At 33.9% G+C, this 21,546-nt stretch carries 17 protein-coding genes, 1 tRNA gene and 1 pseudogene; 13 read left to right on the top strand and 6 right to left on the bottom strand.

Annotation, left to right across the window (positions count from 1 at the left end; all coding sequences use genetic code 11):
* Positions 1-985: 985 nt before the first annotated feature.
* Positions 986-2,287: a UvrD-helicase domain-containing protein gene (locus BW942_RS03480; RefSeq protein WP_000792448.1), complete on the bottom strand. Its 1,302-nt coding sequence runs from the start codon at positions 2,285-2,287 to the stop codon at positions 986-988.
* 300 nt (positions 2,288-2,587) lie between these two features.
* A pseudogene (locus tag BW942_RS22200) lies at positions 2,588-2,782 on the bottom strand (integrase core domain-containing protein); the annotation flags it as partial.
* Positions 2,783-4,236: 1,454 nt separating this feature from the next.
* On the opposite strand from BW942_RS22200, the gene BW942_RS03470 reads away from it, so the two are divergent.
* Complete coding sequence (locus BW942_RS03470) at positions 4,237-4,572, top strand: LIC10421/LIC12816 family protein (RefSeq protein WP_000700529.1); 336 nt, start codon at positions 4,237-4,239, stop codon at positions 4,570-4,572.
* A 1,107-nt stretch (positions 4,573-5,679) separates the two neighbouring features.
* Here the strand turns inward: BW942_RS03470 and BW942_RS03460 are convergent.
* A complete protein-coding gene (locus tag BW942_RS03460) occupies positions 5,680-6,234 on the bottom strand; it encodes a hypothetical protein (protein ID WP_017855220.1) in 555 nt (184 codons plus the stop codon).
* A gap of 69 nt (positions 6,235-6,303) precedes the next feature.
* A complete protein-coding gene (locus tag BW942_RS03455) occupies positions 6,304-7,749 on the bottom strand; it encodes a hypothetical protein (RefSeq protein ID WP_001225817.1) in 1,446 nt (481 codons plus the stop codon).
* 1,363 nt (positions 7,750-9,112) lie between these two features.
* Here BW942_RS03455 and BW942_RS03450 point away from each other — a divergent pair.
* The 10 genes from BW942_RS03450 (at position 9,113) to BW942_RS03405 (ending at position 17,088) form a co-directional block, all read left to right on the top strand.
* Positions 9,113-10,024, top strand: coding sequence for a helix-turn-helix transcriptional regulator (locus BW942_RS03450; protein ID WP_001049175.1), 912 nt, complete (start codon positions 9,113-9,115; stop codon positions 10,022-10,024).
* Between the two features lie 332 nt (positions 10,025-10,356).
* Positions 10,357-10,539: a hypothetical protein gene (locus BW942_RS03445; protein ID WP_000150599.1), complete on the top strand. Its 183-nt coding sequence runs from the start codon at positions 10,357-10,359 to the stop codon at positions 10,537-10,539.
* The gene (locus BW942_RS03440; protein WP_000625234.1) at positions 10,536-11,429 is read left to right on the top strand and encodes a 4-(cytidine 5'-diphospho)-2-C-methyl-D-erythritol kinase; all 894 of its coding nucleotides are present in this window, start codon (positions 10,536-10,538) and stop codon (positions 11,427-11,429) included. The genes BW942_RS03445 and BW942_RS03440 overlap by 4 nt, the downstream gene beginning before the upstream one ends.
* Positions 11,430-11,433: 4 nt before the next feature.
* A tRNA-Gln gene (locus BW942_RS03435) sits at positions 11,434-11,509 on the top strand.
* A gap of 25 nt (positions 11,510-11,534) precedes the next feature.
* Positions 11,535-12,293 carry a sugar phosphate nucleotidyltransferase gene (locus BW942_RS03430; protein WP_000805357.1) on the top strand — a complete coding sequence of 253 codons (759 nt, stop codon included), beginning with the start codon at positions 11,535-11,537 and terminating at the stop codon, positions 12,291-12,293.
* A complete protein-coding gene (locus BW942_RS03425; protein WP_001012709.1) occupies positions 12,290-13,228 on the top strand; it encodes a ribose-phosphate diphosphokinase in 939 nt (312 codons plus the stop codon). The genes BW942_RS03430 and BW942_RS03425 overlap by 4 nt, the downstream gene beginning before the upstream one ends.
* A 17-nt stretch (positions 13,229-13,245) precedes the next feature.
* Entirely contained in the window at positions 13,246-13,884 is a 639-nt protein-coding gene (locus BW942_RS03420) for a 50S ribosomal protein L25/general stress protein Ctc (RefSeq protein WP_000081487.1), read from the top strand.
* Between the two features lie 46 nt (positions 13,885-13,930).
* Positions 13,931-14,494, top strand: a complete 564-nt coding sequence (gene pth / locus BW942_RS03415) for an aminoacyl-tRNA hydrolase (RefSeq protein WP_002969751.1) — start codon at positions 13,931-13,933, stop codon at positions 14,492-14,494.
* A gap of 159 nt (positions 14,495-14,653) precedes the next feature.
* Complete coding sequence (ftsH, locus tag BW942_RS03410) at positions 14,654-16,621, top strand: ATP-dependent zinc metalloprotease FtsH (RefSeq protein ID WP_017861772.1); 1,968 nt, start codon at positions 14,654-14,656, stop codon at positions 16,619-16,621.
* Positions 16,618-17,088 carry an EVE domain-containing protein gene (locus BW942_RS03405; RefSeq protein ID WP_001110309.1) on the top strand — a complete coding sequence of 157 codons (471 nt, stop codon included), beginning with the start codon at positions 16,618-16,620 and terminating at the stop codon, positions 17,086-17,088. Before ftsH ends, BW942_RS03405 begins: the two co-directional genes overlap by 4 nt.
* A gap of 784 nt (positions 17,089-17,872) precedes the next feature.
* Here the strand turns inward: BW942_RS03405 and BW942_RS03400 are convergent.
* Complete coding sequence (locus BW942_RS03400; protein ID WP_000721126.1) at positions 17,873-18,262, bottom strand: hypothetical protein; 390 nt, start codon at positions 18,260-18,262, stop codon at positions 17,873-17,875.
* Between the two features lie 539 nt (positions 18,263-18,801).
* Between BW942_RS03400 and BW942_RS03395 the strand changes: the two genes are divergently transcribed.
* Both BW942_RS03395 and BW942_RS03390 read left to right on the top strand, forming a co-directional pair.
* Complete coding sequence (locus BW942_RS03395) at positions 18,802-19,305, top strand: YfbM family protein (RefSeq protein WP_000061753.1); 504 nt, start codon at positions 18,802-18,804, stop codon at positions 19,303-19,305.
* 489 nt (positions 19,306-19,794) lie between these two features.
* Positions 19,795-20,013, top strand: a complete 219-nt coding sequence (locus BW942_RS03390; protein WP_000818304.1) for a hypothetical protein — start codon at positions 19,795-19,797, stop codon at positions 20,011-20,013.
* Positions 20,014-20,049: 36 nt separating this feature from the next.
* Here BW942_RS03390 and BW942_RS03385 read toward each other — a convergent pair whose 3' ends face one another.
* Positions 20,050-21,546, bottom strand: coding sequence for a polyamine aminopropyltransferase (locus BW942_RS03385; protein ID WP_001192499.1), 1,497 nt, complete (start codon positions 21,544-21,546; stop codon positions 20,050-20,052).

Raw genomic sequence — 21,546 nt, 5'->3', positions numbered from 1 at the left:
ATCGACATTCAGGGGGATTTTTCCCTTCCAAAGAATATTTTAGAGAATTAGAATATACTTGATTTATAAGAATTGAAAGCGTGTCCTACTTTTTTATTCAAATACTTTCTTATATGAACTCACGTTATTTGAAACTTTAAAATATGGGAATTATTATTAGAGTTGTTGAAAAATTCCCTAGCTCCGATTAACAAAACTGCTTCAATTACCCATTTCCATAAAATAGAAACAAATGGAGAATTAATTTTTCAACAATTCTATTTAGTTTAATAAAGAAACAACAATTTAAAGACCTTAATTAAATTAGAAATTCATTTTATAGTCAACTGATAACAAAAAGAGTTCTGTTTTTGTTTTACTTTGTTTTTAAACGAACCTGGATTTGAAAATTCTAATACCAACACGATCAGAGTTTGTCCCAAAACCCCAAAAATTTTTTTACACAATCATTTTTTAGAAATTTATAATCAAATGCAGTAGCTCCTACAGATTTTGTCACATTTGGCGATTTGCGAACTTTCGAGCAGTTCTAATGTCGTTAAATTTTCGTAGTAGTTTCCACATTTTTGTGAAACTCAATCTCACTTTCTAAGTGTCGTTCGAAGTAACTTAGCAAACCTCCCTAAGGTCGGTGGCAACTCAGCGTCGGTCGCTCGACAGGATTTTGGACAGCTCTAAAGGAAATTGATTTCAATTGAATCTGGATGCTTTAAAATTCAATGATTGCGATCAAGTTCAATTTAGAAAACGATTGATTAAGACTTTCCTAAAGAAATTGCAAGAGTTAAGCATTTTAGAATTAATTAATAATCGATTTACAACTTTTCCTAAATAAATTGGCATTTGCAAAGGTTAGAATATTTCTATTTAAAGAATGATCGGGCAAAAAATAGAATTCAGAAAATTATTTTTAAATCTAAAGTGGCTACGGTAAAAGAACATGCGATCGGCTTTTGTTTTTGTATGAGCATGGGTAAAAAAAATCTTAGATTAAATCTTCCGGAACTATATTTTTGAGTTTTTTGAAATAATGGAAAAATATATTTTCTATCGTTTCTCTTCTGGAATTTTTACTGGTTCCTAAGATCAATAAACGATCTTTGGCTCTTGATAAGCCAACATATAGAATTCTTCTTTCTTCTTCAATAGTCTTTAAAGTAGAATCGAGTCTTGCGTTCCAACCATCTGCAACGTCTACAAATACAGTATGGAATTCTAAACCTTTGCTTGCATGGATCGTCATTAGATAACGTTTTGGAATACCTTCTCTAATATATTCAGAAATCCTAAAATTAGATCTACATAAAATTTTAAAATCGTCTTTTGAAGTAAGGATCGCTCGGTTAAGAAATGGAATTAGGTCAGCTGCTTCTTCGATGAAGATCTTTCCCACAAAACCTTTTTCGTGACGAAAAGGGAAAACTTCTTTGTTGATTTTATGATGATTTTTTTGGATTGGAATCGAGGATGTGTGTATAATTTCCGGAAGAGATCGGTAATTTGTGTTTAAAAAGTGAACCTTACAGGGTTGGAAAAGATGTTGAAAGTTTAAAAAAGCTTCGGGAGAAGTTCCTCGAAAACTATAAATCGCTTGGCTGTCGTCTCCTACGACAACGATAGACGCTCTTTGAGATAACAACTTTAGAAATTCAAGTTGTTCTAAATCCGTATCTTGAAATTCATCTACGATGATTTTTTGGAGGAGGCTTCTGGGTTCAGAGGTCCACTCCTCTTCGTTTTTAAGACCGTCTAAGAACATTTTTACTAAGTCTTCAAAATCTAAAAAGCCGTTGTTATATTTAAATTTTTGATAAGCAAATTCTAAATCTTTTTTGAGTTCTGAAAAATTTTCTTGGATAAAAGGAATATTTTCCGCCCAAAAAAAATCATACGGAATTCCGCCGATTTTATTACGTTCTTTTTTTAAGAATCCTCGGTAGAATTGATTTTTTTCTTCTGGAGAAAGAATTTTAGGTTTTTTTAATGTAAATTTAGGATGCCATTGGCTGAGAGCATACAAACAATACGCATGAAATGTTTGAACTCTGATAGAATTTTTATCTGTGACTTTTTGAATCCTATTTGAAATTTCTATTGCGGCTTTGCGCGAAAAGGTTAAAACCAAAACGGATTCTTTTGGAAATAAGTTTTCAACTAAAATTCTTTCGATAATCCCAACCATCGTGCTCGTTTTACCAGAACCTGCGGCGGCGACTACTTGTACAAATCTTGTGTTTTCATTGATTACTTTTTGTTGTGCTGAACTGTATTGAACTTTGTTTTTCATTTTTTCCTCTTATCGAATACGGTTCCGAGAGTCAAAAGCACAGTTCTATTTTTTTAATGTTTTTACAAAAACGTATGAAAATGAATACAGAAAATAAACTGTAGTTAACTGTAGTTTCTGCGAAAAAGTAAAAGCTTTTATAGATTGAGGAGTTTATGTTTTTGAGTGAGATTTTAGATTCTAACTTTTTGAAACAAATCTAACGTGTTATTTTTATACACTGTTGTAGTAAGTTAGTTTTACTCAGAAGTATCTTTACGTGTCCCGTTTTTAGTATCAGTGTAATGTATGAAAATCTACTCAATCAGAATGTTTTAAATATGTCAGACCTCCGAGTGAACTAGGCGGCTTTTCTGAATTGTAGAAGATTCTCCATTCTTCGATAAGGCGCTGGGCTTCTTCAATATTTTTGAACTAGTTTTCATTTAGGCATTCATTTCGCATTTTTCCGTTAAAACTCTTTATGAAGGCATTTTCAGTGACCTTATCCGGAGTGAAATAATATCGGCTCTTTCTTTTGTGAAACTCAATCTTACTTCCTGAACTCAATACATTGGCGCTCTGCAGGTCGTTCGAAAAACACCTTCTTAAGGGTCAGCGTTTAGGATTTGGAACAAGCTCTAAACAAAATTTATAATAAAAATTTAATATATTCAATTTATATAGATCAGTAACAAAATAGTTTTATTCATTTGTTTCAATGATAAGCGAAAAAAATTAATTTTTCTACAGCTATAATAAAATCCTTAAAACATTTTTTACTACTTGTATATGAAAATAACATTAGAGTTTTTTAAAAATTAAATCTCTATGTTTCTGTTGAGCTGAAATGGATAATTGAAGTAATTTTACTAATTTCCACTATAGAATTTTTTATATATCCAAGCAGTAGTTGTTGAGATCAAAATTTACAATAACTTTGCAGATATGTGTAATAAAGAGATGTGATCTTTAAGAACTTACCGCTTTTTATTGAGTTTCAAAGAGAATTAATTCTAAATTTTGCGGTAGAGTTTTTCTGATAAAACTGGATATCTTAAGTTTTGATCGTAATCCACTATTAGAACAAAAAGTATTAGATATTCTTTTAAATAGTTTAGAGCAGAATCAGGACATCTTGGAAAATATAATTAGCGTGAATTTGGCGTAATGAATTCATTTTTCTGAAAAACTGGGATTTGAACTTTACAGATCGATTCTTAAAATGTGGGAGCTGCCACAAACATTAGTATGGAAAATCTGTTTTAAACTTCAAGACGGGCCAATGCGATGTGATCTCTAGGAACTACTGCAAACTTAAATTTTGTAGTAAAACTTTCAAAATGTAGGAACTCATATTTTAAGAAAATTCATTTTCTTACTACGAATTCACGTTAATTATTAGGGCTTTTATAAAAATATTCTCCAAAATCAAATCCGAAAGAAAAATTTACATCAATTTAACTACGATTTATTCATTTGTGAGAGGTTTTGCTGTATATAGATCCGATTTTTTGAAATTTGGATGCCTAAAAATTAAGCAATGCTGACTGAATGGACATTTTTTTCTTATTTTTTTTGAAAATGAACTTTGAATGATTATAATGAGTACAATTTTCTCATTTTGAGAAACAGTTTTGAGAGAAATTGTTTATAAAATGAAGAATGTTGTGTTATAGCTGGACAAACGTATCTTGATTAGGCATACTTTTTTATGTTGTGCTTATCACAATCAATTTTGAAATCAAAATCGTAAGCAATAAGCTTACTTTAACCGGAATGTATGCTTTCATATCATCTATAATTAAAAATGCTTAATGAAAATAGAATATACAAAATTTATAAAGTATTTGAAATAATTTTTCAAAAAAGAAGATATAAATTTTTTTTTGATTTATTTCTTACAGCGGTGGAGTCAGAATAGTACTGAAGATTCGCTCTTCTAAAAATGCTCATCTGAGGTTTCAATCATGAAAATAAATAAACTGATTTTTATCGTTTCCCTTTTTGGTTTTTTATCTGTAGGTTCTCTATTTGCCGTATCCGAAGAAGTTGAAGATCAACTTTTGGAAAAGGCGCTTGTTGAAAGCGCAGTTACTAAAGAACAAAAGACTGCGATTGGAAATTATTTGAAAGCGATTGCTCAACAAAAAGTAACCAGGGCGGAAGAACTTCGTGAACTTGCAAGAAGATCTACCGGTGGAAAATTTCTCGCAAGCAGCGTTCAATCCCAAAAATATTTGAAACAGGCTCAAGCTTTAGAAAAAGAAGCTCAAAGATATCAATCCGTTTTAGGAAGCCTTTAATATTTTCGTTCATTTTCTTTTTCATAGACTAAAAATAAAAAAGGCGCTAAGGGCGCCTTTTTTATTGTACTGAGATTTATAAAATTGAATAGAGTTGTTGAAAAATTCCATAGTGATGATTAACAAAACTGCTTCAATTGCCGGTTTCCATAAAATAGAAACAGATGGAGAATTAATTTTTCAACAATTCTAATACTTAAATTTTTATTACACAACTTGTTTCAGCGTAAAATACTAAATACTTTTATTATATAGTTTTGAGTGAGATGAAAATTTACAGTATTTAATTTTTTACAAGAATTAGTGAAATTCATCATCTGCAACTAGAAATGATTAATGAGAATATGCTAAATTTATTTGAGAGAATTTTTCAAAATTTTTTTACAAAAAATGTGAGAGTTTCTCACAAATCTTTGTTTTACAGATATATTCTGAAAATGTAGGAAGTCATACAAATCTAAGAGCTTGTCCAAAAACTCCAAAGAATTTTTACGTGCTGATTCTTTAGAAATTTTTAATAAAATGCAGTAGTTTTTACAAATTAGTCGCATTTGGGAATTTGTGAACTTTCGAGTAGTTCTAATCTTGTTTAGTAGTTCCCGTACTTTGAGATTTTGGAACAAGCTCTAAATTAACGTAAGTTGAATGTAAGAAAATGAGAAAGGATTTTCTAAATATAGTGAGCTTATACAATTTTAGAATTTGTTCTTAAAATTATGATTCGTGCTAGTTCTCACATTTATTTTTTATGGAGAAATCGGGTTTTTATAAAATGAATCCTTACACCAAGTTCACGTTAAATTATGAAAAACTTTGTAATTCTGATTTTTTGAAGTTCTGGGGAAGATTCTAAAATAAAAACAAATGAACCTAGAATTTGTTTTAGAAAACTCTATAAAATCCAAAAAAGTAATCGGATCCCTTGAGATTTTATATCTATTAGCAAAATGAAATTATTCGTGCGTTTTAATAAAAAACATGAAGAAAATTTATTTTAAAAACTCTTTATGAAATGTTTTTTTAATTCTTATGATAGTTATGACGCTGCGGTTTTATGCGAAAATTTAATTGGATAATAATCGTTTTTGAATATTGTAAAGATTTCTTTTAATTTGTTTTTGGTTTATCAGAAATTTGTTCGTTATTTGGTTTTGCGAAACAACTCAAAGAAAGACCTTCTACCAAATAACAAATTGCTTCTGCAGATATACATTTATGTCCGTCGTCATATTTTTGTCCGTTTATGATGAGTTCAATTTTTTGACAGGTCATCTTTTCTTTTACGGTTTGATTTTCTTCTTGGGCAATTAGGTTTGAAGAAGCGATCGAAATGACTAAAAAGTAAACGATGAATATTTTTTTAGAAACGAAATCTATGATTGGGTTTGATTTGTTGCGGTTACAGAAAGTCAATGTATTCAATTTATTTAATATTCTTGAAAAAAATATTTGTTTTGGTTTTAAAATTTGAACTTTTTTGGAAGAAAATGTTGAGTTCTTGCAATAAGAACTTGTTCTAAAACTGGGGTAGAACCTGTTGAGCGCCAATAGAAATGAGGTTCTGAGTGTTCTAGATCGATTTTTTCGATAAAATACAATTAGGTTTTGGGGCACGCTGTAAACCACGGTTCTAAGAAAGTTTATATACAAATTCGGTTTCATGATGATTTGTTGGATCCTTTTACTTTTAAAATACTGGTTCTTATTGAGTTTCTTTGTCAACTAAAGGATTCAGACCTTGGGACTCTTACGATTGTTCCGAACCCAAAGGTAACTCAATATTAATATCGGCAGTAAAAAAATTCCAATCCAAATCCAATTTAATAAATCTTTCCAAGATAAATTGGGATCGGTCCACGAGGGTAAATAAGGAAGAATTTTTTTCGGAAAAAAACCGGATCTTTTATCGGAGTTTGGCTCCATTAAGTGATAGAGAGAGGCGGTGTGATCAAACCAATATTTTCCGATCCAAATTTGATAAATGACATAAACTTTCCAGATCACTTTTTTAGATAAAGAATTGAATACTTTCCATCCATAAAGAACGGGTAAAAAAAATAAAACTGCGGCACTCCATTGAAATCTTCCCGGAAGTGAAAGGCATCCATAAGAACAAGGATGTCCTGCGTTGAGCCCAAGTTGTAAAATCAAAACTAATAATAAGAGGACTCCGATCCTTCTTGAATTTGTATCTCGAATGAGTAATAAAAAGCCAATAATTCCCTGAAGCCATATCATAGGATTTTGAAAAAAAAGTCCTTGGTTTCGATCCATAAAAAGACCTAAAAACACTGTGATCCAATGAGAAAAATTTAGGTCGAACGTAGGAGGAGAATTTTTTTCTCCATAAGGACCAAAAATCGATTGGAACCATATAAGATTACAAATCAAAAAGCTCAAAATAAAAAATAAAGAAGTTCCAAGTAGTATTCCTTTGGATTTTAGATTTAACTTTTTATCAATTAGAATCCAAAAAAGTATAAATGTTATTATCGGGAGATTTTTTACATGGAACCAGATTAGGCTTCCGATTGTAATTCCACATATAAAAATAAGAATATTTTGATTTTTGAATATTTTTTTTAAAACTTCTGGAGTTGGTGAGAATATGTTTGGCGAGAGAATGTCTCTATAAGTTTTAGAATCAATTCTAAGTAAAATCGTAAAAACTAAGATCAATAATACTCCGGTTGGTAGGTCCGGAAAAATTTGTCCTGCAGCCAAAGGAAACGGAAGGCTAATTGAATATAAAACCGCAATCCCTGCCGCTTCCATTCCAACGAATTGAAACGTTTTTCCCAATTGATAGAATAAAAAAGGTAAAATCCCAGCTAAAAGAGCAAGGCTTATTCGAGCGCCCACAATTCCGTAAATTGTATATCCGATTGATACAATGCAGGAAGTTCCAATCGAATGAATACTATAGTATTTTCCATTTTTTTCTATCGTATGATTTTCTACATCTACAGGACCGATGATTTTTTTTGTGACTCTGTCTTCTTCGTAGTTATTTTTAAGATCAAAATCCCAATCTTTTAGAATACTTTCCGAAATCATTAGATAATGTGGCTCATCTCCTGTGATCGGAATTTTCTTTTTCTTTTCCCAACTTAGGACGGTTATGATGTAATACAGAACTGGTAAACTCAGTATTAAAATGAGAAATATCTTTCGCACTTCGAAAGAATCTTTTCCTATTTTTGATTGTCAATCAGGATGTAGTTTCTTGAGTTTGATTCCCTGTTTTCAGTTCAATGAGGTTGGTGGAATATAGTATTGCTGTATTTCTAAATTCAAAGAAATGCAATATCTACTCTTTGAGTCCTATTTAACGTGATTTCGAAGTAAGAAAATCTTGGCGAAAGAAAAACTCAATATTACTTCTATGGTCGCAACATAAATCACTTTCGCATTGGACTGAACTCATGTTAAAATATATATTTGTGGTAGTTCTCACAGATTAAGTCACATTACAAATTTTTAAATATTCATATTTTTTGTAATCGAAATTCAAAAGAGTTCCCATATTTACTTTTTGCAGAAAAATTAGGTTTTTATAAAACGAATCCTTACGCCGAAACTTACGTTATCAAAGAATTTGTTTTAAAAGTTTTAATTGTGGAAATTCACATGAAAACTTTAGCGTTACTTGCGACTATATAATCAGTATCCAAAATTCTATCTCTAAGCCAGGATTTGTTTACAAAGTTTATAGTGTTTTACTATATAGGAATTCGTAAAAAACAAATGATTCAACCGGTAAAGAGGACTTAGAACTTTTTAAAACAATAAAATTGTTGAAGAATTCTATAATGGGATTAGCAAAACTGTTTCAATTGTCCGTTTCAATACAACGGAAATAAATGAAGAATTCATTTTTCAACAACTCTAATCAATTAGAATTCTTTATTCATTATAAAACTGAAGAGTTCCCACGGAAATAATTATATTGAAGATTTATGAACATTTGAATAATCTTACTTGTTTTTCAATTTTTATAGGAGTTCCTATAATCTGATGTTTAGATAAATAAGGCTTTATTATAAAAATTTAAGATACTTAACTTTATAAGGATCATAAAGATAAACTTTTATAATGCTTTTTTTGTAATTTTAGGTTTCTAGGTATATTCTAAAATATTTATATACTTTTTTTAAAGATAAATGAAAATTCTTTTCCGTTTTTAGAACTTATGGAAATCTCAGTAGTTGGATCAGTTATTTGTGATAGGAATATGGGGCGTGCGAAATAGTCGCCATTGAGGCGACCGAATGCGCCCGCAATATAACTTTTTCCGTAAGAAAAAGTGATGCCGAAGGCCTTTTTCGCGAAATAAGTCCGGTCCTACGGTTTAAATCATTTAATAGAAATAAGATTTAGCAGGAGTTGCCCCAAACTTTAAAATCGAAAATTTATGTCTGCGAGAAGTTGTTTGATTTGGAATGTTCGAAACCAAGATTCTTACATTTCCGGTTTACAGAATGTGTGCCATTTTTACATTTGAGGTGTGAATCCAAGTACAGTTCGACTGAATTTTAAATTGAATCTGATTCGCCATCTTCGAGATGGTAAACGAATGACTCTCGAAGAACTTGCCAGTGTGACCGGAATCAACAATCAAAAAGATTTAAAAGAACAATTGGGAGAACTTTTTTTTCTGGGGGCAACTCCTCACGTCGCCGATTTGATCCAAGTCGATTATGATTCAGAAACGGATACATTTGGTTTGATTTTACCTTTTCGTTTTGATTCTAGTTTACGTTTGAGTATTCGAGAATGGCTAACACTTAGAAAAATTTTAGAAGAAGTTGTAGAAGCCAGCTCCGATCCAAAAACAAATTCAACTGCTCGTAAAATACTTCAGAAAATCATTTCTATTGTTCCCATTGCTGGCCAGGAAGCACTTTCGGTTTACAAAACTAATATTCAAAATGCGATTCAAAACGAAAAATCTTTAATCCTGGAATATCAATCCAGAATGGGCGAAAAATCTACTCTTAGAAAAGTAGATCCTTGGTTTTTATTTCATTCATTAGAAGATTATTTATTAGGATATTGTCATGAACGAAAGGCGCCTCGAAATTTTCGCTTGGACAATATTCTTTCCTTAAAAATTGGTTCGGACCCGATCTTGCAACCAGCTGGTCAAAAAAAATCAGATTATATTCGAGAATTTGAAGAATTTCGTAAAAGTTGGGAGAATTCATCCGGAATCGCAGAAATTTGGCATACTCGGGAAGTGTTTTATAATCTCAATCGTAAACTTGATTTGGAAAGAACCGAAAAAACTCAAAAATTGGATAATGTCGTTTATCATTTATCCAAAGCCAAAATTCGGGAAGAAAACTGGTTTTTGGAAACAATTCTTCCATTTGGAAAAAATGTAATTTTGGAACGTCCTACTCATTTGGCAAAGCGGATTCTGAGAGAATTAGAATCGATTCTTCATTAGATACGATCGTGCCAATGTTTTTTAAAAAATATTAGAAAAACATGAAATTTAAAAATTTTTATGTTTTTATTTCAGATTATTTTTTACTAGTTTCGAAATTTATTATTTGTCTATAAATTTCATAAAACAGAAATCATGTGTTTAATGTTACATTTGAACTTTTAGGAGCTATATAATAGAGAGCCGCAAATCTTATCACAAAAGCCCGTTTAAGTGCAAAATATGAATACTTTAATTATTGATTTGTTGGAACATTGGTTCTTTCGTTTTTTTTTTTTTTTTCGTTAAAACGAATCGATAAAAAACCATTGTAGGCATGGATTTTTTATTAAATGACAATCGCAAAACGAAGATTTCATGAAGAAATTGGTATTGAGAAAGTTGTCTTCGAATTTTATAAAGGTTCACTAATGGAAGAATTGATAATACTTACAAATAAAATTCTAATAAAAGACGCGTGTGTCATTTGCCGGTTTGAATTTTTTTTTCATAAACTGTTTTGGAGTAAACGTTGATTTCTCCTGCTAAGATTAATCTTGGATTGGAAATTCCATTTAAACGTCTTGATGGGTTTCACGAAATTCGAAGTGTATTTTTAAAAATTTCTTGGGGTGATGATATAGAAATAGAACCTGCGTCTAACGGGGTTTTTGAACTTTTTTCCAATAACGAAATTATATTAGAAAAACGTAAACTATATGATCAGGTTTCCGAAAGAGGTGATATTAAAAATAATATTCTTTATAAAACTTTTATAAAGGCGAGATCTCTTTTTCCAGAACTTCCGGGTGTGAAAATTCATCTTACAAAACGGATTTCTCCGGCAGGTGGTCTTGGAGGAGGAAGTACAAACGCGGCTTCTTTATTAAACTTTCTTTTTTCTTGGTGTCCTTTTTTTACTTCCGATGAAATGTTCGTTCTTGCTGCTGAAATTGGTTCCGATGTTCCTTTTTTTTTAGGAGAAGGACATGCCTTCGTTACTGGGAAGGGAGAAATTTTAGAAGAAATAGAAGTTCATCATGGACAAGGAATTCTTGCGTTAACTCCGCAGGTGATGAATACATCGGAAATGTACTCCTTATTGAAAAAACCTTTACAAGAGAGCGCTTCTCAGAAAAATGGAAACACTCTGTCGAAAAATCTAATTTCTATACTAAAAAATGGAGATTGGAGCTCTCTTCAGGGTAGGCTCTGGAATGATTTTGAGCCGGTTGCCTTCCAACTTCATCCGGAATTGGGAGTTCTCAAGGACAAATTTCTGGAGTTTGGATCCAGTTATTGTTCTTTGACCGGTTCGGGTTCGAGTATGTACGGGCTGGTGCAGGGTCTCGAGATCCAAGAAGAACTGTTACAAAGGCTTAGGCAGGAATTCTCAAATCTCACATTCGTACGATTTAACTTTTAGAAACTGGGCTGTCGCCAAGTGGTAAGGCAGCGGTTTTTGGTATCGCCATTTCCTAGGTTCGAATCCTAGCAGCCCAGCCAATGAAATTACTAACATAGATTAAAGATGAAACCTACTCAGGATAAGGTCGCTGTGGTATTAGCCGCAGGGAAGGGCACCCGTATGAAAACGGATCAGCCTAAGGTTGCGGTAGAACTCAATGGCAAACCGCTGCTTTTACATGTACTCGATCATCTAAAAGGTTCTGGTGTAGAACGGATCGTAGTAGTAGTAGGTTACAAAAAAGAATTGGTTCAGTCTCTTTGCTCCAAAATTCCAGGTGTTACTTTTGCCGAACAAAAAGAACAACTTGGAACTGCTCATGCTCTTCTTTGCGCCGAAACGGAACTGAAAAATTTCCAAGGTTCTGTGATCGTTGCCTGTGGAGACGTTCCAATGATTACTTCCGAAACGTTTTCTAATATAGTAAAACAACACAAAGAGAATGAATTTTCTGCAACGATCCTTTCTGCAGTCGTAGAAAAACCTACAGGATATGGAAGAATTATCCGCAACTCCTCCGGTGAAGTAACAGCTATCGTAGAAGAAAAAGATTCTTCTACCGAAGAAAAATTGATCAACGAAATTAACACTGGAACCTATGTATTCGACGGAGAAGGTCTTTTTGATTCTCTGAGAAAAATTGGAAATCAAAACGCTCAGGGAGAATATTATCTTCCTGATCTAGTGAAATTATATAGAAACTCCGGAAAAAAACTAGGCGCTATGAAACTTAAAAATCATCTTGAAAGTCATGGCGTAAATTCCCCTGAAGATCTACAGATGCTTTCCGCTTTAATTAAAGGGGAGGCGGTCCATCCATGAACGGAGACATTGCTGTATTTGCAGGAAATTCTAACAAACAAATCGCCGAAGAAATTTGTACTCATTTAGGAATTCAGTCTGGTAAAATTAATCTAAAGAAATTTTCTGATGGAGAAATTTCAGTTAAAATCGAAGATAACGTTCGTGGAAAAGAAGTTTTTATCGTTCAATCCACTTCGGCCCCAGCTAACGATCATTTGATGGAATTAATTTTAATTATGGACGCTCTTCGTAGAGCCTCCGTGTCCAGCATCAGTGTGGTGATCCCATATTATGGTTATGGTCGCCAAGATCGTAAGGTAGAACCCCGTGTTCCCATTTCTGCGAGAGTTGTTGCGGATCTGATAGAAGTAGTAGGACTAGATCGGATTTTGACTATGGATTTACACGCAGATCAGATTCAAGGGTTCTTTCGTGTTCCGGTGGACAATCTGCATTTTGCTCCTGTGTTAGCCGAGTATGTAAATACTAAGAAAATTGATGATTTAGTAATCGTTTCTCCAGATTCGGGCGGTGCGGAAAGAGCTAGAGCTTTCGGTAAAAAGGTAAACGGTTCATTAGCAATCATTGATAAACGTAGACCTAAAGCGAACGTTTCCGAAGTGATGAATGTGATCGGAGAAATAGAAGGAAAAAATTGTATTCTTCTAGATGATATGATAGACACCGCAGGTACAATTTGTAAGGCTGCGGACGTACTTTTAAAACACGGAGCTAAATCCGTTTATTGCGCAGCGACTCATGGAGTTCTTTCCGGAGAAGCAGTGGATCGGATCAACTCTACTCAATTCTCTGAAGTTGTTCTTGCGAATACGATTGCAATTCCTGAGTCTAAGAAAATTAATAAATTGAAGTCATTATCCGTAGCTCCTTTGTTTGCAAATGCAATTCAAAGGATTCATACAAATCAATCCGTAAGCACTTTATTCGATTAAGGTTAGGTAATATAAGAATGAGCCAGAACACGATTCACAAAATTGCAGTTAAAAAAAGAACAACAACCGGTAAAAACGAAAACAATCGTCTTCGTTCATCTGGGATGGTTCCTGTAAATATTATCGGAGGTGGAGTTGCGACTTCCGGAGCGGTAAACGAGAAAGAACTGGAGAAGATGGTTCACTCTGGTATCAGACAGTCAACTTTGATTGAACTCGATGTAGAGGGTCAAGGGGCACAAAAAGTTTTCGTGAAAGAAATTCAAAGATTTCCAGAAATCGATAGAATCCGTCACGTTGATTTTTATAAAGTCGTGCCAGGTCAAAAGATTGTTACCAAAATCGGTATCGAAACCACCGGAATTGCAAAAGGTTCCAAAACCGGAGGTCAATTTGAACATATTATTCACGAAATCAGAGTTAAGACGATCCCAGAGGATCTTTTGGAAAATCTTACGATAGACGTCACCGATCTCGATGTAGGCGACTCGATTAAAATCAGCCAATTGAAAGTTCCCACAAGTTGGGAAATTTTAATCAACGGTGATCCGATCGTTACTTCCGTGAATAAAACGAAAGCTCTTCTTGCCGCTGAAAGAGCGGAAGCTAAAGGCTCTGCTGCAGATGACGCTAAAGCTAAAAAAGGTAAGAAGTAATACAAAATTTTCATCAGATCAAATCTGATAAACAGAATAGGTATTCATGAAGCTGATCGTCGGACTTGGAAATCCAGGGGATAGGTACAACAATAACCGTTCAAATATTGGTTTCAAAATTTTAGATGTTATCGCGAATAACATCAATGTTGAAATCAAGACTAAAAAGAAAAAGTCTTTGATCGGTCGGGGTGATTTTGAGGGAGAAGAGGTTGTACTTTTAAAACCTCAGACTTTTAGCGATCTTTCGGGAGAATCCGTTTTATATATCGCTTCGTTTCTTAAAATCCAAGTGGGAGAAATTTTAGTCATTCAAGAAGACTGGACTCTTCCTCTTGGTAGAATTGTAGTCGATAAAGGAACTCAAGAGACGGATCATCCAGGTGTAAAATCCATTGTTCAATCTCTTCGTTCTCCAAATTTCATTCGAATTCGAATTGGTATTCAGAATGACGGATTTAATCTGAAAAATAGGGAATCTTTTTTAAAGGAAGATTTCGAACCGATGGAAAATTTAAGTTTGATTCAAATCATCAATGATGCAGAAGCTGCGATTCGTTCTATCTCGCTCGGAGATATGGACGACGTAATCGAAAAATATCATCTTTGATGTAAAAAAATCTGACCGATTTTTGTTCTCTTCTGAATGCCTTTTAATGGTTTCTACCAATTCTTCCTTGCCTTTTTGAAGAAACGTGAAATTCTATCGGAAGGAACCTCTTGCCTGTTTTGTGTATCTCACAGGTGTCTAAGTTAAAGGGAGAACCCCATGAATAAAAATTTAAAAAACGTATTTTTCGTTTTAATTATTATGATGGTCGTTTTGATCATCGCCTACGACTACGAAAATAATGCAGGCGCTACCAAAGATATTTCTTATTCAGACTTTTTGAATATGTTAGAACCGGTAGAAGGTAAAAAACCTCTCGGTAAACTATATAAGGGAAACGTTGACAAATACAACAAAATCCAAATTGAAAAGGACGTAATCGAAGGTTATTATATTCCTTCCGAATATGCCGATTCAAAAACCGCTAAACCGGTTAAGTTTAGAACGACGGTTGCTCCTTTAGACAAGGATTTAATTTCTTCTTTAAGAAGAGCTAATGTTTCTTTTGACGCTCGTTCTGCGGAAGAAGGAAAATTTTGGAGCGTGATCGGAAGTAATATTTTACTCATAGTAATTTTGATCGGTCTTTTTTGGTTTATTATGATGAGACAGATTCAGTCTACTGGAAACAAGGCGTTCTCCTTTGGTAAATCCAAAGCGAAGATGACTATGGATCCGAAAGTAAAAGTTACTTTTGAAGATGTGGCGGGTTGCGAAGAAGCAAAAGAAGAATTAGTCGAAATCATTGAATTCCTTAAAGATCCTAAAAAGTTTCATGCAATCGGTGCGAGAATTCCCACCGGTGTTTTGTTAGTTGGGCCTCCTGGAACTGGTAAAACCTTACTTGCAAGAGCTGTTGCTGGAGAAGCGGGAGTTCCTTTCTTTTCCATTTCGGGATCGGACTTCGTAGAAATGTTCGTCGGGGTTGGTGCTTCGAGGGTCAGGGATCTATTCGATCAAGGTAAAAAGAATTCTCCTTGTATCATATTTATAGACGAGATAGATGCCGTGGGTCGTTTAAGAGGTGCCGGACTTGGTGGTGGTCACGACGAAAGAGAACAAACTCTAAACCAGATGCTTGTTGAGATGGACGGCTTTGAAAAGAACGAAGGTGTAATTGTAATGGCTGCAACTAACCGTGCAGATGTTTTAGACCCGGCTCTTCTCCGTCCGGGTCGTTTTGATCGTCAGGTTATGGTGGATCTTCCGGATATTAAAGGGAGAGAAGAAATTCTCAAAGTTCATTCTCGTAAAGTTCCGATGACCAGTGATATTTCTCTTCATTCGATTGCGAGAGGGACCCCAGGTTTTACAGGAGCGGATCTCGCGAATCTCATCAATGAGGGAGCGTTGCTTGCGGCCCGTAAAAATAAAAAAAGAGTCACTCAGGAAGAATTAGAAGAGGCACGCGATAAAGTAATGATGGGTCCTGAGAGAAAATCGTTCTTTATTTCCGAGAAAGAAAAAGAAGTGATCGCTTACCATGAAGCGGGACATGCGATCCTGGGAACTCTTCTTCCTTATACAGAACCAGTTCATAAAGTTACGATCATTCCGAGAGGACGTGCCCTCGGTCTAACTCAATCTTTACCAAAAGAAGATAAGCATATTCTTCCTAAAACGTATTGGTTGGATCAGATCGTAGTAGCAATGGGTGGATTTATCGCCGAAGAATTTAAGTTTGGGGTTACTTCTACCGGATCCAGCAACGATATTCAGCAAGCTTCGAATATCGCGCGTAAGATGGTTTGCGAATGGGGGATGTCGGAAAAACTCGGAACCGTAAATTATAGTGGCGATCAAGCTAATGTTTTTATTGGAAGAGATATGGGTCATAGCAGTAAATATTATTCTGAAGAATTTGCTGCGATGATCGACAAAGAGGTCCGTGAAATTATTCAAACTTGTTTGAACAAAGGAAGGGATCTTGTTCGCAAAAATGCCTCTAAGTTTGAAGGTTTAGCGAAAGCTCTTCTTGCCAAGGAAACCATCTCTCACGACGAATTGATGACGATTGTTCATCCTGCAAATGAAGAAGGAACCAAAAAAAAACCGGAAAAAACAGTAAAATCTAAAAAACAAAATGGGATTAAAACGAATCCAGCTTATAACGCCGGAATGGAATGAATTACTGGTTATTTAAGACGGAGCCAGACGTCTTTTCAATCGACGATCTTTATAATTCTCCTTCTAAAACTGCACCTTGGGAAGGTGTAAGAAATTATCAGGCCCGGAACTATTTACGCGATCTTGTTCAAAAAGGAGATTTGGTTCTATTTTATCATAGTAGAGCAAATCCACTTTCGGTTGTTGGAATTGCGGAAGTAGTAAAACCTGGTTATCCGGATCATTTTGCTTTTGATCCTTCTCATAAATATTTTGATCCTAAGAGTAAAGTTGAAAGTCCTACCTGGTTTATGGTGGATATTAAATTCAAAAAGAAATTTTCGATACCCGTAACGACGGAAGAAATGAAAAAACATAAACCATTAAAGAATATGATTCTTTTAAAAAAAGGGTCTAGACTTTCTATTCAACCGGTTTCTGCCACCGAGTTTCAATTTATTTTGGGACTTGCAGGTGTAAAACTTTAATTAACGTGAGTTCGACGTAAGAAAAATTTTCTAAAAGTATGAGTCCCTACAATTTTAGAATTTGTTCGTAAAATCGTGATTTGTGAGAGTTCCCACATCATTTTACAGATAAATCTAAGTTTTGTGGTAGTTCCCGCATCTAAAGAATCGATCTGTAGAGAGTTCAGATTCTACCTTTTAAAATCGTGAGTTCCTTACGCCGAACCGAATTCACGTTAATTCATACTTTAGTTTTTTTCTAATATTTTCATTTTATGTGTGTTAGTTGTAAAAATAATTTTATAAAGAGTTTATCTCAAAACTTAGATACTACTGCTTTTTTTAACTCTAACGTTTTAGCTAATTGAACGCAAGTTTGATATAAGATTTTTATTTTATAATAACTTAATTTTTTCGTAAAAAATAAAATGTGGGAACTGCACAGATTATAAATGGGTTCCCTTGCATCAAACATTCATTATGTGGATAATCAAGGTTATCTTTTTAAAATAAATTTTAAGATCTAAAGATCAAGATTTTATTTGAACAATGATTAGCTAAGATATGTGAAGGATTTCATTTTTAATCGCTCACTTGTTTCAAAATTCATGGTATTTGATTCTGTAGGAGCCAAATACAGTTTTGAAAAACCATCATTAGAATTGTTGAAAAATGAATTCTCCATCTATTTCCGTTGAAATAGATAATTGGAACAGTTTTGCGAATCTCTACCATGGAATTTTTCAACAATTCTATTGAACGACCATTAGAAATTTATTTTATAGAGATCCTTTTTAGTTAAAACTTATTTTTTAAGTTCTTTCAAATAAGAGATCAATTCTGGTGAAACTTGAATTGGTCTTTTGCGATAGGTTTTCTTATATTCTTTCTTAAATTCTTTATGACAAGACTTGCAAGATTGTTCATAGTCTTTTGTTTTTAAAGCTTCTTGAGAAATTTCAGTCCACTTCGCTTTTTGTTCTTCCAGTGCAAAACTTGGTATTGCTGTTAAGATTTTTTCTATATATTCCGGTTTTCCTTTTTTGGCAGCTTTGATTGCCGGTTTAGTATAGTCTTCCATAAAGTCGTGGACAGTCGTTTCTATTTTTCTTTCTGATTGTGCTGAAAGGGTAAGGTTAATCAGAACAGATAATGTAATGGAAGAAATCATAGAAATGTAGATTATTTTTTTCATTCGGTTCCTCGTGTAGAAATTGTTTTGAAACTCATATAGCGTTCAGCTTGAAAAGATTTCAATTCGGATTTAAGTCATAGGTCTCTATCCTAAGAATTCATTTTCATGTTTGTTTAGATTTTCATTGTAAAAAATTTTGTCAATCTTAGAAGAACTGAGATAGATAGGAAGAATGAAAAGAATCCTTTTTCTGTTCGAAAGTTAGACGCGATCTATGGAGATGGAAATCGCGCGATTCATTCAAGAGATCCTGGCCTAATGAAGTTTGGATGAATTGTAGAGAATCATTCGTAGTATTTTTTTTGAAGAGTTTTTGAGTCGACTTTCTTTGTATGAGTTCCGATTTTATGGTTTCAGATCCGCTTTGAAATCATACAGAAACGTTAGAAAGAGTGAAAAATAATCGGATGCGAGCGTTTAGGACGAAATACCTTCTGTATTAAATTTTAAGAATATTCTAATGTATTTATTTTTAGAAGAATATGGCGTAAGCAGATTGAAACAGGATGATTTAAAATAATTGCGAGGGTAAATGTAAGATGTCGATGATCGGAAGTTTTCTAATGGTTACGGAGTCTACGTTGCAGGATTATATCCAAGACCCTGAAAAACTCGTAGAATTGTTGTACGGCGAAGGGGAAGAGAACCCGCAAACTCCGGATCCTCATTATGATGTAGACAAAACCTGGCAGATGATTCATTTTCTTTTGACCGGAGATTCTTACGAGGGCAAACCTCCCGAGAGAAACGTCATATTTGGAGTAAACGTTCTTTCCGACGAGGTTGATGTTGGATACGGTCCCGCAAGTTTTTTGACCGCGGCGGAAGTGAAAGAAGTCCATCATTTTTTGAAGGGGCTTTCCGCCGAAGAACTTTGGAGCCGGTTTGATCGAGAGGCCATTCGAAAAGTAAACGTGTATCCGGATCATTGGACTGGGGACGACGAGGATCGGGAATACGTAACGGACTATTATCTCGATCTTGTCGATTTTTATGCTCGCGCCGCGGAAAACAATTTGTGTGTGATTCAATATATAAGTTAAATTTAATATAATAAAATTATATTTTTATAATCTAAAAAGTTTGAATAAATATTTTAGTAAATCGTTTTCTTTGCGATCGATTTCAAGACCTGAGTTCGCTGGACGAAAGTTGTGCTGTATGAATTGAGATTGAATGCGCCAGGTTCAAATTTTTATGCCGATTGTTTGGCTTTGTTCTAGTCCTCACAATCTTCTTAGGTTCAAATTAAACGCGCGTTTTCAAATGTAGCAGTTCCCGCACTTGGACTTTTCTATAATATTCAAAATTGTGGTAGTTCCCGCAAAACTTTTGGATTCAAACAAAATTCCGTTTTAAAACCTGAAAATGTAGGAACTCATACAAAAAATAGTTCGAAAAAGTTTTGATTGTCGAGAGAAGGCAGGAATTTGTGGGAACTCATATGGATTTTCAAAAGTCGATAAGCTCTCAAGGAGAGGGTTCTGTGAAACTCCCACATTTTTATTAGTGTTTGGAGGAAATGACTAAAAATGGCAGAAAAAATTCAAATTCCCTTAGACGAAGTAAAACGAATTTTTAAATTTTTGGAAAATATTCATGATTGGATGCATCAGCCGTTGCTCTATCAAAATCCAAAGCTTGTTGAAAAATTCGTTCATGAAAATTACAACGAAGTAAAAGGATTATACTATCACATCGTTTGGAATTGGCTGCCAAAAGAAATTCAAAAAGAAATCGAAGAAAGTTAATTTTTTGACTTATCTTACGTTTTGTTTTGACTGTTTTTAATCTAAAATCCGATTCCATTCTCGATCGTAATAACGCACAAGTGCTTGGTTATCCAATCGATTGATTTCAACTGGAACGCGAGACATGTCTTGTGGAAATGTTTGAATAGATTCTAATTCTTGAATATTCAAAAATTTAAGATCTTTTGGAAAATCTTTTTTGAATTGTATTGGTCTTTGTCCAGCGAGTACAAAGCCCCATTCTCCGAAAGAAGGGACATATACGTGTAAAGGTAAAGTATAAAACCCGAGAGACGCGATTGTTCTTTCTATACACCAATAAGATGATCGCGCAAAGAGGGGGGATGTGGATTGTATTTCTAATACCGAGGTTTCGTTCATTCTTCTTTTTAAAGTATGAAAAAAAGCAGTTGTATATAATTTTCCTAAAGAAAAATTACTCGGATCTGGAAAATCTATCAATACGACATCAAATATCTGGTCTGATTCTTCCAGCCATAAGAATGCGTCCGTGTTGATCACTGTTACTTTAGAATTTTTTAAACTTTCTTCATTTAGTTTCTTTAATATCCCATGTTCTGAGAATAGATTTGTGATAGCTGAGTCCAAATCTACTAATGTTACGGATTCTACGTTTTTATGTTTTAGTATTTCACGAACTGCTAATCCGTCTCCTCCTCCGAGAACCAATACCTTTTTCGGAGTAGGGTGAGCAAGTAATGCCGGATGGACTAATGTTTCATGATAGCGATATTCGTCTCTCGACGAGAATTGCAAATGTCCGTTTAAAAAAAGTCGGATTTCATTTTTCCATCTTGTTACTATAATTCTTTGATATTGGGTTTGTTTAGATAGTATGATCTCATCCGTATATAAAGATTCTTCGCTATAATATGTGATCAAATCCGAATAAGAAAACCCTAAAATTAATAAGGTCAACACCACGACAGATTGCGCTCGAAGTATAATTATTTTGCTTTGTCTTAAGGGTAGCACCCAAGTCCCCCAGAGCGCTACTCCCACATTCAGAATTCCAAATATAAATCCAGTTCGCATTAATCCCAGCTTTGGAGCAAAAAAGATTGGAAATAGGATCGATGCGAGTAATGCCCCTACGTAATCTAAACTTAAAACCCTTGATACGAGTTCCTTGAACTGTAATTCTTTTTTTAATATTCTTAATAATACTGGAATTTCTAGCCCTACTAAGATTCCTATTAAGATTACAAGTAAAAATAACGGTATCTGAAAATATCGAATCTGGCCGAAACTCAAATAAAGTATTGCCGAACTAAATCCCCCTACGAGTCCTATCGCGAGTTCTATTTCAAGAAATTTTGGGATCAGATCTTTTTCTAAATATTTTGATAGCCAAGATCCTACTCCCATTGAAAACAAATATGTTCCAATGATAAGCGAAAATTGTGTGACAGTTTCTCCTAATAAATAAGAGGCAATTGTCCCAGCTAACAGTTCGTAAACGAGGCCACAAGAAGATATGATTAAGACTGATATGTAAAGCGCCGTTTGCAA

It is taken from the genome of Leptospira interrogans, assembly GCF_900156205.1.
GTDB classification, from domain to species: Bacteria; Spirochaetota; Leptospiria; order Leptospirales; family Leptospiraceae; genus Leptospira; species Leptospira interrogans.
This window is presented reverse-complemented; position numbering and strand designations above follow the sequence as displayed.

What these genes read in the sequence shown, in the direction of transcription:
- BW942_RS03480 (WP_000792448.1), bottom strand. Translation starts at nt 2,287, where the DNA reads ATGAAAAACAAAGTTCAATACAGTTCAGCACAACAAAAAGTAATCAAT.
- BW942_RS03470 (WP_000700529.1), top strand. Translation starts at nt 4,237, where the DNA reads ATGAAAATAAATAAACTGATTTTTATCGTTTCCCTTTTTGGTTTTTTA.
- BW942_RS03460 (WP_017855220.1), bottom strand. Translation starts at nt 6,234, where the DNA reads ATGAAACCGAATTTGTATATAAACTTTCTTAGAACCGTGGTTTACAGC.
- BW942_RS03445 (WP_000150599.1), top strand. Translation starts at nt 10,357, where the DNA reads ATGACAATCGCAAAACGAAGATTTCATGAAGAAATTGGTATTGAGAAA.
- BW942_RS03430 (WP_000805357.1), top strand. Translation starts at nt 11,535, where the DNA reads ATGAAACCTACTCAGGATAAGGTCGCTGTGGTATTAGCCGCAGGGAAG.
- BW942_RS03425 (WP_001012709.1), top strand. Translation starts at nt 12,290, where the DNA reads ATGAACGGAGACATTGCTGTATTTGCAGGAAATTCTAACAAACAAATC.
- BW942_RS03420 (WP_000081487.1), top strand. Translation starts at nt 13,246, where the DNA reads ATGAGCCAGAACACGATTCACAAAATTGCAGTTAAAAAAAGAACAACA.
- pth (WP_002969751.1), top strand. Translation starts at nt 13,931, where the DNA reads ATGAAGCTGATCGTCGGACTTGGAAATCCAGGGGATAGGTACAACAAT.
- ftsH (WP_017861772.1), top strand. Translation starts at nt 14,654, where the DNA reads ATGAATAAAAATTTAAAAAACGTATTTTTCGTTTTAATTATTATGATG.
- BW942_RS03405 (WP_001110309.1), top strand. Translation starts at nt 16,618, where the DNA reads ATGAATTACTGGTTATTTAAGACGGAGCCAGACGTCTTTTCAATCGAC.
- BW942_RS03400 (WP_000721126.1), bottom strand. Translation starts at nt 18,262, where the DNA reads ATGAAAAAAATAATCTACATTTCTATGATTTCTTCCATTACATTATCT.
- BW942_RS03395 (WP_000061753.1), top strand. Translation starts at nt 18,802, where the DNA reads ATGTCGATGATCGGAAGTTTTCTAATGGTTACGGAGTCTACGTTGCAG.
- BW942_RS03390 (WP_000818304.1), top strand. Translation starts at nt 19,795, where the DNA reads ATGGCAGAAAAAATTCAAATTCCCTTAGACGAAGTAAAACGAATTTTT.